We start from the raw sequence: 13,135 nt of genomic DNA on the forward strand, positions 1-13,135 counted from the left end.
CCCGATAACAATAATAAAAACGCTGTTTCAGAGGCTGAATGCCATGGCCGCACCTGCCCCGCCGCTCTCCCACGACGCCATCATCCAGGACTCCTGGTCCCGCTGCCGCGCGTTCGGGCTCGATCATCAGAGCGCGCCGGCGTTCGATCAGCTGCCGGCCGATGGCATCGCCCAGTTGCTGGAGAGCCAGCATTCACTGGTGCAGACCACCCATCAGGAAGTCCTGCCGTACTACGAGAACATCCTCAGCAACTCCAATTGCCTGATCATGCTCGCCGACCATCAGGGCCAGGTGCTGACGTCCTGGGGCACCCAGCGTTTCATCGAGCCGAGCCTGACTCGCGGTTTCAGCGCCGGCGCCAGCTGGATAGAGCGTTGCAGCGGCACCAACGCAATCGGCACCGCGTTGGCTTGCGAGCAGGCAGTGCACATCGAGCACGATGAACATTTTCTCAAGGCCAACCGCTTCATGACCGGTTCCGCCGCGCCGATTTTCGATGCCGAGCGCAAGGTGATCGCGGTACTGGATGTGTCCAGCGACAGCTACCTGCCGCCGTCGCACACCTTGGGCATGGTCAAGATGATGAGCCAGACCGTGGAAAATCGGCTGATCCTCAATCTGTTCCATGGCCAGCATTTCCAGCTGACCTTCAACACCGGACTGAACAATCTCGACAGCCAATGGGCCGGGTTGCTGATCTTCGACGAAACCGGTCAGGTACTGTCGGCTAATCGCCGGGCCGACAACCTGCTGGGCATCAGTCTGTCGCGGGTCAGCGTCGAAAGCCTGTTCAAAGTCTCATTGCTGGAGCTGTTGAACCAACCGGACGGCCTGCCGTTTGCCCTGCAAGCCTCGGGGCGCAACCGCTTTCAATGCCTGTTGAAGCGACCGAAACAAGCGCCGATTCAAGCCCGAGTGTTTGCCAACCCCATCGTGATGGCACCCGCCGCGATCAGCCTCAATACGCTGCATTTTGGCGACAGCCGCGTGGAAAAAGCCGTGCGCCAGGCCGAGCGCTTGCTGGAAAAGGACATTCCCCTGTTAATCCACGGGGAAACCGGGGTCGGCAAGGAAGTCTTCGTCAAAGCCCTGCACCAAGCCAGTTCACGCAGTAAACAGCCGTTCATTGCCGTCAACTGTGCAGCGATCCCCGCCGAACTGGTGGAGTCCGAATTGTTTGGCTACGAGAAAGGCGCATTCACCGGCGCCAATCAGAAAGGCAGCATTGGGCTGATCCGCAAGGCCGACAAAGGCACGCTGTTTCTCGATGAAATCGGCGACATGCCGTTGCCGACCCAGGCTCGGCTGCTGCGAGTATTGCAGGAGCGTTGCGTGCAACCGGTGGGCAGCAGTGAGCTGTTCCCGGTGGACATTCGGATCATTTCAGCGACTAACCGCTCGTTGCGAGAACAGGTTCAACTCGGCCGGTTTCGAGAGGATTTGTATTACCGCATCGGTGGTTTGACCCTGGAACTACCGCCGCTACGGGAACGCAGCGATAAAGAAGCGCTGTTCAAACGGCTGTGGGAACAGCACCGCGAACCGAGCCAATGGGCTGGCCTGAGCCGTGAAGTGATGGAGCTGTTCAGTCGTCACCCGTGGCCGGGGAATTTGCGCCAGGTGAGCAGTGTGATGCAGGTGGCGCTGGCCATGGCCGAGGAACAACCCGTGCGGCCGGAGCATTTGCCGGATGATTTTTTTGTCGATCTGGAGATGGAGCCGGTGGATTCGCCGGAGACGTTGTCGGTGGATTTGAATGATGCCGAGGAATTGAATCGCCAGTTGCAGGCGGCTGGGGGGAATATTTCCCATTTAGCCCGCAGGCTCGGGGTTAGCCGGAATACCCTTTACAAGCGATTGCGCCAGTCAGGTGACTGATCGTTCCCACGCTCCGCGCCGCTAATTCAAACTGTTCGATGCTCAATCCAAAATAGGCATAGCTCACTGTTTCCATTGCTTGAGTGAATAGCTCTCAATTGGCGCCGCATAAATACTCATCCAGACAGTACTAAAAGGTTGGCTCGGCATACATCGCTGACGCGGTACCAAGTGCGCGCAGACCAATAAGCACGACCACCACCATTACCAGCCCCGCAACAATGGCTACACCGAACCCTGCCCGTGCGCCATAGACGTCGATGATCAGGCCCGAAAGTACTCCACCGAGCGCTACGCCGATGCTGATGCCTGTCGTCATCCACGTTAGTCCTTCGGTGATCCTGGACGGTGGAACAATGATCGAACCGAGATTCATGACGATGACCATCGTTGGCGCGAATGACATACCTGCCACAAAGAGCATTCCCGCAAGGATGTAGACGTCCGGTGAGAAAATGGGCAGTACGGCTGTGACTGCCGTTACCAGTACCCCAACAAAGAACTGCTTTTCAATCGGTAAGGAAACCCTTAACGCGCCGAATGTCAGGCCAGCGATCATTGAGCCGAGTGCATAGGCTGCCAAGATGAAGCTGGCGGACGTTGGCCAGCCTTGTGCGTTGGCGAAGGCAACTACAGCCACATCGATTGATCCCCCAATAACACCCATCGCTAGAAGCGCCAGAACGATGGTGCGAACGCCGGGGATAAGTAAGGCCGAATTTGCGTTCCTCCTGCTGCCCGCGACGACCTTCGGTTCTGTCTGCCGCTGCAGAAGAAAAGCAGTCACACCGATTACCAGCAGCAGTACGGCAACAAGAGGTCCGGCTTCGGCGAAGAAGCTGATGCTCAGAGCAATGGCGAGTGGTGGGCCGATAATAAAGGCGAGTTCAGTTAGAACAGTGTCCAGTGAGAAGGCCGTGTGTAGTTGCGGCTTGCCACGGAAAAGCTGTGTCCAGCGCGCTCTTATCATGGCAGGCATGCTGGGCATTGTGCCCGCCAGTGCCGCAAGAATAAAAAGCAGTACAGCCGGGGCCCTTATGTAGACAGCAAGTATCAGCGCCAGCAACATACCAATACTGAAGACAGTCACAAAGGGCAGAACCCGACTCTGACCTCGCTGATCAACGAGTTTCGATATTTGCGGGCCGATCAGCGCATTCGCCAATGTAAAGGTACCTGCGACAGAGCCAGCCAGCCAATAAAGGCCTGTCTGCTGCACCAACATAGTAATGATGCCGATGCCGATCATTGCCTGTGGCAGACGGGCAATGGAGCTCGTGATGATTAACCCCATGACGCCGGGGGTTGTCAGTAGCTCGCGATAGGGATTAGCCATGATTTCTCCAGTTTATAGTTCGACGCTGATAAGTATCCCGCTACACGTGACGTAAACAATTGGATGCGGTTTACCTGCGACAAAAATGTCCATTTGAGCAAGCATACAAGTGGGTAGTTACAAAATTTGCAACAGCCCCCACTTGCATGCCGGCTAGTGGCGCCTGTAAAGCTAACGCTCAATCATCCTCGCAAAAGTGCTCGATTAAATGCTTCAGCCAAGTGCTTGCGATTACTGACATCAGCCATCATGGACAGATGCCCGCCCGGAACAGAAATAGAACGAATAGCCAAATCAGGTAATCGTTCTCTCCACCCGCCTACCATATCAACCTGAGGCAGACTGGTACGCTCACGATCCGCAGCGTAGAAATGATAGAGATTGATCGGTAATGGCACTGGCTTATAGGCGCCGGCAATTTGTGAAAATTGATAAATGGCTTGCCATTTAACTGTTTCCAGTGAGATATCTGCATTTAAATCATAGCCTCCCAGATCCTGGGCTTTTCTTATCAGCTCACCCAACTCATCACACTCACTTAATATATCGAGTTCATTACTCTCCGCTTCGGAAACCACCGATTTAACATGCTCAATAAAATAGTGCTTTATATCTTGATTTTTATAAAGCAACTTATGTGGCGCCGGAACATCAATAAACCCTAAAAATTCAACGCTGGCATCTTTGCACATAAGCGCATGGGCGATGGCGTAAGCGAGGATTCCTCCAGAAGAATACCCCGCAATTCGATAGGGCCCTTCAGGCTGAATCGCCTGGATGAGCGGTACCATTCTTTGCGCCATGACCTCCATTGAGTGAGGAAAAGGTTCGCCAATGGCCGACCACGGCAACACATGGATCGGGCAGCTCACCCGGATCTGTTGTGTCAGAGAAATAGCATACGAGTAATCAGCTAATCCCGAAGGAACAAAAAAGACCGGGGACTCAGTCCCGGCACTGCGCACCGTGATTACTCCGACATGCCGATTAAGCAAAGGAGACTGTGCGATTTGAAAGGCAAGGTTAGCCATACGCGGGTGTTCAAAAATGTCACTCAGCGAACACTCCAAACCATAACTCCTGATTTTTTGCATCAGCTGGACGGCCATGAGCGAATGGCCGCCGAGGGCGAAGAAGTTGTCATGGCGACCCACCTGCTCAACCCCGAGCAACTCTGACCAAAGCGCTGCCAGGATAGTCTCAGTCTCACCTTGTGGGGCCTCATAGACCGCATGGGCAAAGGCCTCCCCCTCAGGAACAGGCAACGCCCGCCGATCAAGCTTGCCGTTAGGCGTCAGTGGCAAGCTTTCAATGAGTACAAAGGCAGACGGCACCATATAGTCGGGTAAACGCTCACTTAGATAATCACGTAGTCGTCCTGCAAGCGGTAAACCCGCCTTGGAGTCGGTCTTGAATATAGAGGCATCATTGTCCGAGACCTCTGGCTGAGCCACCACATAAGCGATCAATCGCTTGTCGGTGTCTACGCCTTGCACCTCCACAACCGCCTCGAGGATGGAGGGATACTCGGTCAATCTGGCCGCGATTTCGCCCGGCTCAATCCGCAAGCCCCGTATCTTTACCTGGTCGTCATTGCGGCCCAGGAACACCAGGTTTCCGTTCGACAGATAACGGGCCAAATCCCCCGTTTTATACATACGCGCGTCAGGCTTGCCTACAAAATGATCGAGCAAGAAACGCTCGTCCGTTAGTTCGGGGAGGTTGAGATATCCACGTGCAACACCGATCCCGCCGATATACATCTCACCCACCGCGCCCATCGGAACAGGCTCGCCATGCGCGTCCAGAAGGTAGATGAATGTGTTTGAAATCGGACGGCCTATCGGAACAGGATCAACATCATCAGACGAACAGCGATGGACCGCAGCCCAGACTGTCGCTTCCGTCGGGCCATATTCATTGAATAATTCAACGGCAGTAAATGCTGTAGTCACTTCCTGAATCAGCTTCGCAGGACACAATTCACCTGCCACGATCACCTGACGGAGTTTTCCATATCCGAGCTGGGCGACTTGAGGCAGAACCAGTCTTGCGAGAGACGGCACAAGCAGCACCGATGTGACGCTGTTTTCAATCAAAAGGCTGCTGATAATTTGTGGATCCATGACTGCTTTGCTGCCTGGTAAACACAAAGCACCACCGGTTGTTAACGTTCCAAAGATGCCTGCCACGGAACTGTCAAATGCCATCGATGACAATAGTAAAAACACCACATCGGATCCCGGTTTATAGACCGTGGTTCTTGCCAGTGTCGATGCAATCAATCCACGATGTTCGATCATGACGCCCTTGGGCTGTCCGGTTGAACCCGATGTGTAGATGATATAAGCGAGGTTGCGGGGTGTAAGGCCGAGAACCTGGAAATTGGCATCAGCCTCCGTCAACACCCCTGCCTGGGATTCATTGGGATCTAGCACGATATGGGTCTGCAACGCCTCACCCAGCACTTGCCGCCCGGCCGCATCGGCCAGCACCAGGGCCGGCGCCGTATCGGCAAGAATGTAAGTCAGTCGATCTCCCGGATAGGCGGGATCAAGCGGCACATAGGCGCCACCCGCCTTCAGGATCGCCATAAGGCCAACAACCATGGCCGCAGAGCGCTCGACACAGATCGCCACCCGCTGGTCTGGTCCAACACCCAACTCGATCAGCCGATGTGCCAGTCGATTTGCCCTGGCATTGAGCTCAACGTAACTGAACGCCTCCCCCTCAAAGATCAGTGCCATCGCTTCTGGACTGCGCGCGACCTGCGCCTCAAATAAATGATGAATGCACAAATGATCCGGACAGGGTACATCCGTCGCGTTCAACGTCTTGAGGAGCAATGTACGCTCAGACGCAGGCAGAATGTCCAGCTGTCGAACCGGGCGGAGCGGCGAGCGCTCCAAGGTCTGAGCCAGACTTTCCAAGGCCTGCTCCATATAGCCACACACACGATCGGAATCGAACGGCGTGACCACTTGGGTCGTCAATCCCAGCGAGTGACTGAAATCTTCCACAGACAATGTGAACGGATAATTGGTCCGCTCTTGTTCACTCAAGAATTCGACGCCGGGCATTTGCTGCATGGTTTGAACAATATTGTCCGCACCAGACAGATCATTGTGCCGATAGTTGAGCAACGCGCTGAACAGTGGCGTACCGGTAGCGACCCCACTGCACCTTTGTGCCAGCGCCAGCGAGGCATGCTCGTGAGCGAGCAACTCAGCCAATCGAGCATGAGCCCGCTGGACACCCCCGGCGGTATCAACAACACCTGAGTCCAATCGGATCGGTAGCGTGTTGATGAACATGCCCATGGCTCGATCTGACCCATCTCCCGCTTGCATGCGTCCAAACAACACCGTACCAAACACGACCTGTTCCTGACCGCTGGTGCGTGCGAGTACCTGAGCAAAGGCAACGTGACACAGACTGGCGAGACTCACACTCAATCGTCTCGCCTGCGCCCGCAGCCGATCATTCAGTTCGGCCGAAACCATGCGGTGGGTCTGCCCCACCTGCGTGCCGTCCAGATGTACTTCCGCCAATCCAAATGGAAGCGTCGGCTCTTCTACTTCAGCCAGCATTGATTTGAAGAAACGCTCATGCTCCTGCACGCTCTTGCCCATACGCACCTGACCGATCAGGTTGCGGAACGGCTGAGGCGATGGCAGTTTCTCCCCGCGCTTGGCAAGGAAGGCTTGTACTTCGTTATAAAAAAACTGCAATGAAGAAGCATCATCAATCAAGTGATGCTGAAGTTGCAGCAAAACAAAACGGCCTTCGACAGGATCATGGGCAACAATAAAGCGCAGCACCGGTGCCTGGGTCAGGTCAATTCGGTGGCGGCATGAATCAAAGCGCCGGGAAAGCTGTTCGGTAATGGGGCCATCTGCCGGATCGAGAACAATATCAGTGACTGAGAGTGGAGCCTGGCGCCAGACAACTTGCGCGGCGCGTGACATCCCTTCCCAGACAAAGGCGGTACGCAAAATGTCGTGACGGTCTACCACTTGTTGAACTGCGCGGAGGTATCGCTCCAATGTTTTACGATCAGCAAAGGCCATCTGGGCCACCAGCAAATAGGGGTCGCCTTCTTTAGCCAGCATGTGGTGGAACAGGATGCCGTCCTGCATCGGTGAGAGTGCATAGATGTCCTGGATGTTGGCTGCCCCGCCAGGAACCTGTGAAACGATCAAGTCGACATCCGATTGGTTGAGTTCAATCAACGGCAACAGTTCGGGCGTGATTCTGGACGTTTCAGGCCTGATCAGGTTGGGCGGCACCACCACCTCGCTGTGTTGGCCCAGCGTGCTGGACAGCACCAACAACACGGGCGTCTGGAACAGATCACGCACAGCAAGGCTCAAGCCCTGGCGGCGCAACCGCTCGACCAACCGCACAGCCAAGAGTGAATGGCCGCCGAGGGCGAAGAAGTTGTCGTGGCGACCGACCTGTTCAACGCCAAGCAGCTCTGACCAGATCCTGGCAAGGATGACCTCTATCTCGCCTAACGGCGCCTCGTAAGCCGCATGGGCAAAGGCCTCGCCCTCAGGATCCGGCAACGCTCGCCGATCAAGCTTGCCATTGCCCGTCAGCGGTAAGCTTTCCAGGCGTACAAAGGCAGACGGCACCATGTAGTCAGGTAAACGGCCACTCAGGTAATCACGCAGTGTTCCCGCCAGCGCCAACCCAGCCTCAGAGCCTACCGACGTGTCATGAACCTCGGACTGCGCCACTACGTAAGCAACCAGGCGCTTGTCGGCCTTCTCGCCTTGCGCCACCACCACCGTCTCACGAACGGAGGGGTGTTCGGCCAAGCTGGCCGCAATTTCACCCAGCTCAATCCGGAAGCCGCGGATCTTGACCTGATCGTCATTACGGCCAAGGAACGCCAGATTGCCGTTCGGAAGATAACGGGCCAGGTCCCCCGTTTTATACATCCGCGCGTCAGGCTTGCCGGCAAAAGGATCGAACAAGAAACGTTCTGCGGTCAGCTCGGGACGGTTCAGATAACCACGCGCAACGCCGGCACCGCCTACGTACATCTCACCCACGACCCCCATCGGAACAGGCTGGCCAAACGCGTCCAGAAGATAGAGAGTCAAATCAGGCAGGCGTTTACCGATCCCGCTGTCGTCTTGTTGCGCATCGGATGAAGTCAGCGGGTACCAGGTGACGTGAACCGTGGTTTCCGTGATCCCGTACATGTTGACCAATTGCGGAGCCGACTCGCCACGCATGCCATACCAATCGCGCAGGGTCGACGGCTGTAGCGCTTCGCCGCCAAAGATGACATAGCGCAACTGGTCCGACGACGGTTGTACATACTCCATCAAGGCGATGAAGGCGCTCGGGGTCTGGTTCAGGACGGTGACGCCCTGTTCACTAATCAACTGATAGAACGCTTGCGGAGAGCGGGTAATGGCATGAGGGACCAACACCAGCGTGCCGCCATAACGAAGAGCGCCCCACAGTTCCCAGACCGAGAAATCGAAGGCAAAAGAGTGGAACAGGCACCAGACGTCGCTGTTCGCAAAACCAAAGGCGGCGTGGGTCGTATCGAACAGACGCACCACCTGAGCATGCTCGATCATGACCCCTTTGGGCTGCCCGGTTGAACCCGAGGTATAGATGATATAGGCGAGGTTGCTGGAGGTAAGCCCGGGAACTTCAGGGTTGGCGTCCGCCCCTGTCAATGTATCAGCCTGGACCTCATCGGGATCGAGCACGGTATGAGCCTGCAAAGCACTCCCCAGCGCCTGGCGCCCGGCCGCATCAGCCAGCACCAGGACCGGCGCCGTATCGCCAAGAATAAACGCCAGTCGCTCCCCTGAGTACTCCGGATCGAGCGGCACATAGGCGCTGCCGGCCTTCAGGATCGCCATCAAGCCAACAACCATGGCCGTGGAACGCTCGACACAAATTGCTATTCGCTGGTCAGGCCGAACGCCCAACGCAATAAGCCGATGCGCCAGCCGATTAGCCCTGGCGTTGAGTTCGCCATAGCTCAGAGACTCTTGCCCAAAGACCAGTGCCGTTGCCTCGGGACTACGCGCAACTTGCTCCTCAAATAGATGATGCATGCACAGATGAGCTGGGCAGGACTCCTCCATCGAGTTCCACGTCTTGAGCAACAATGTGCGCTCGGACGCATCAAGCAGGTCTATTGTGGCTACAGTCTGGCTTGCATCCCTCGTCATCTCGGCAAGGGCGGTCTTCAGATAACCTACATGACGCTCAATCGTGGCCGAATCAAACAATGCAGTTGCATAGCCAAGTGCACCAACGATTCGATCGCCCGCTTCGGCCAGGTTCAGCTCCAGATCGAACCGCGCTACATCATAGGAAGAACCAACCGGACTGACTTCAAGGCCGGGAAAGGCCCATTGGCCTGCATCATGGTTTTGCCAGGCAAACACCACCTGAAACAGTGGCGTATGGCTCAATCGTCTTGGCGGCTGCGTGATTTCCACCACCTGCTCAAACGGCAGATCCTGATGATCCTGGGCCTTGAGTGCCCGCTCGCGTACTTGAGCAATGAGGTCGGCAACGGTCGGGTTGTCGCCAACATCAATCCGCAGCGCCAGTGTGTTGATGAAGAAGCCGATCAGCGGCTCAATGTCGCAATGGCCCCGGTTGGCACTTGGCGCTCCGATCACAATATCGTCCTGCCCCGACAGGCGTGACAGTACGATTGTCCAGGCCGACAACACGGTCATGAATAGCGTCACACCCTGCTGCTGGCTAAAACGCTTGAGGGTAGTTGTCAGCTCTGCACTGAGTTCGATCGGCACAGAGGCGCCCACCAAGGACTGCTGCTCAGGCCGCCGCCTGTCTGTTGGCAGATCGAGCAGCGTTGGTGCATCGGCCAGCACCTGCTTCCAGTAAGCCGCCTGCTCATTTAAGCGCTCCCCCGACAGCCATCGCCGCTGCCATGCGGCATAGTCCGGATATTGGATTGCCAGCGGCGGCAATGGACTGGCTTGATGGTTGCTAAACGCCGTGTACAGCACACTTAACTCAGGCAAAAGAATGCCGAGCGACCAGCCATCCGAGACGATGTGGTGTTGTGTGAGTAGCAATACATGCTCATCAGCAGATGAGGGGACAGACACTCGGATCAGGCAAGCCCGGACCAACGGCCCTGTAGCAAGATCAAAAGGCGCCCGAACCTCTTCGGTACAAAGCCCTGCAAGCTCGGCTTCTGTGTCCGATCCAAGGAGATCAATCCGGCGCAATGGCAAACCCTGGTCGCAGGCCAGCAGACGCACTTCGACCTCCCCCTCTTCGGTGACAAAGACCGAGCGCAATGCCTCATGGCGCGACCACAGTGCATCAAGGGCCTGCTGCAAGACCGTCAGGTTCAACTGGCCACGTAATCTCAGAGCCAGGGGGATGTGATAGGCATCGCTGATTCCACTATCGAGTTGCGCCAGAAACCACAGTCGCTGCTGAGCAAAAGACAGCGGCAAGGACTCATCGCGAGAAATTGCCCTGATCGATGCTCGCGCCACAGCGCCAGCGTTGCGTTGAGCCTCAATCGCCAAAGCCACAGCCTTGAGCGTTGGAGAGGCGAACAAGGTTGCCAGAGGTAATTCAGCCCCAAATGATGCGACGCGACTGACCAGCCGCACGGCAATGAGCGAATGGCCGCCGAGGGCGAAGAAGTTGTCATGGCGACCGACTTGTTCAACACCAAGCAGCTCTGACCAGATCCCGGCAAGGGTGACCTCTATCTCGCCTAACGGCGCCTCGTAGGCCGCATGGGCAAAGGCGCCCTCCTGCGGAACAGGCAACGCCTTGCGATCAAGCTTGCCATTGGCCGTCAGGGGGAAGCTTTCCATTCGCACAAAGGCAGACGGCACCATGTAGTCCGGTAAACGACCACTCAGATAATCATGCAGCGTTCCCGCCAGCGCCAAGCCAGTTTCAGAAGCTACTACCTTGTGCTCAGAGACATCCTTTTCCAGAATCTCGGACTGAGCCAAAACATACGCGACCAGGCGCTTGTCGGTCTCCTCGCCTTGCGCCACCACCACCGCCTCGCGGATGGAGGGATGCTCGGCCAATTTGGCCACAATCTCACCCAACTCAATGCGGAAGCCGCGGATCTTGACCTGGTCGTCATTACGACCAAGAAACACCAGATTCCCGTTCGGAAGATAACGGGCCAGATCCCCCGACCTGTACATCCGCGCGTCAGCCTTCCCCGCAAAAGGGTCGTGCAAGAAACGCTCTACCGTTAGTTCGGGACGGTTCAGGTATCCGCGCGCAACCCCCGCCCCACCGATATACATCTCACCCACCGCCCCCATCGGAACAGGCTGGCCATGCGCGTCCAGAAGATAGAGGTTCAAATCCGGCAGACGTTGACCGATCACGCTGTCGGCTTGTTGCGCATCGGATGAAGTCAGCGGGTACCAGGTGACATGGACCGTGGTTTCCGTGATCCCGTACATGTTGACCAGTTGCGGGAGAGATTCGCCACGCCCCCCATACCAGTCGCGCAGGGTCGACGGCTGCAGCGCTTCGCCGCCAAAGATGACATAGCGAAGTCGGTCCGATGACGGTTGTACATGCTCCATCAAGGCGGTGAAGGCGCTCGGGGTCTGGTTCAGGACGGTGACGCCCTGTTCACAAATCAACTGGTAGAACGCCTGCGGAGAGCGGGTAATGGCATGAGGAACCAACACCAACGTGCCGCCATAACGAAGGGCGCCCCACAGTTCCCAGACCGAGAAGTCGAAGGCAAAAGAATGGAACAGGCTCCAGACGTCGCTGTTCGCAAAACCAAAGGCGGCGTGGGTCGTATCGAACAGGCGCACCACCTGGGCATGCTCGACCATGACCCCTTTTGGCTGCCCGGTTGAGCCCGAGGTATAGATGATATAAGCGAGGTTGCTGGGAGTAAGCCCGAGAACTTCAGGATTGGCGTCCGCTCCTGTCAACGTGTCAGCCTGGACCTCATCGGGATCGAGTACGGTATGAGCCTGCAAGGCGCCCGCCAACGCTTGGCGCCCGGCCGCATCAGCCAGCACCACGACCGGAGCCGTATCGGCAAGAATGAAAGCAAGCCGCTCGCCCGAATTGTCTGGATCGAGCGGCACATAGGCGCCGCCCGCCTTCAGGATCGCCATCAGGCCAACAACCATCGCTGGGGAGCGCTCGACACAGATTGCCACGCGCTGGTCAGGTCTGACGCCCAACGCAATCAGCCGATGCGCCAGCCGATTAGCCTTGGCGTTGAGTTCGCCATAGCTCAGAGACTCTTGCCCAAAGACCAGTGCCGTTGCCTCAGGACTGCGCTCAACCTGCTCCTCGAATAAATGGTGAATGCACAGATGATCCGGATATTTAGAAGTAATCAGATCTTGCACCTTTGCCTCCCAGAAGCAAAAACGTCACTTCTATCGATTGATTGCACCTAAAGAGCGGACAAGTGCAAGTTCCATGAAATATTATCCATTGAACCATACCTCCTTTACGTCACCACGATCGCCCATGGACAAAACAACGAAAAAGGCAGTTTCTTACTCATCTATCGGAAAATTCCGACAACACTAATACTGGTGTTATTTTTTTCCATATCAGATAGATCCGTACACCAAGAATTAAGGAGCGCTTTAAATTTCGCACCTCGAGCCATTTCCAACAACTCCAACTCACCAAATTAAATATTAATGTGAGCATCACTATTGCATGCTCGAAACTCAGGAAGGACATGGACTCTCGACTAATCCACAACGAAAAATCCGGAAGCATCGGATCCCGTAATATGAAAGCCATGTTTTTTCACTATCGGACCAACAACATCATTTGAATACCCCTCCTGCAGCCAAACGTCGTTAAAATTCATTCGCCACGACAAACCTGACTAAGCACTCGACGAATTAATAATAAGCTTAAAACAATTC

Annotated in this window: 2 protein-coding genes and 1 pseudogene; 1 reads left to right on the forward strand and 2 read right to left on the reverse strand. The window is 55.9% G+C overall.

Going from position 1 to position 13,135, the window contains the following annotated elements; genetic code table 11:
- Positions 1-43: 43 nt before the first annotated feature.
- On the forward strand, positions 44-1,879 hold the full coding sequence (locus ACYZT2_RS18235; RefSeq protein ID WP_461966175.1) for a sigma-54-dependent Fis family transcriptional regulator: 1,836 nt from the start codon (positions 44-46) through the stop codon (positions 1,877-1,879).
- Between the two features lie 130 nt (positions 1,880-2,009).
- Here the strand turns inward: ACYZT2_RS18235 and ACYZT2_RS18240 are convergent, their stop codons facing one another.
- Together ACYZT2_RS18240 and ACYZT2_RS18245 are read right to left on the reverse strand one after the other, a co-directional pair.
- Positions 2,010-3,215 (reverse strand): MFS transporter, encoded by a 1,206-nt coding sequence (locus tag ACYZT2_RS18240; RefSeq protein ID WP_461966177.1) that lies wholly within the window; start codon positions 3,213-3,215, stop codon positions 2,010-2,012.
- Between the two features lie 182 nt (positions 3,216-3,397).
- A pseudogene (locus tag ACYZT2_RS18245) lies at positions 3,398-12,556 on the reverse strand (non-ribosomal peptide synthetase); the annotation flags it as partial.
- Positions 12,557-13,135: the final 579 nt, after the last annotated feature.

It is taken from the genome of Pseudomonas sp. MDT1-85 (assembly GCF_054898065.1).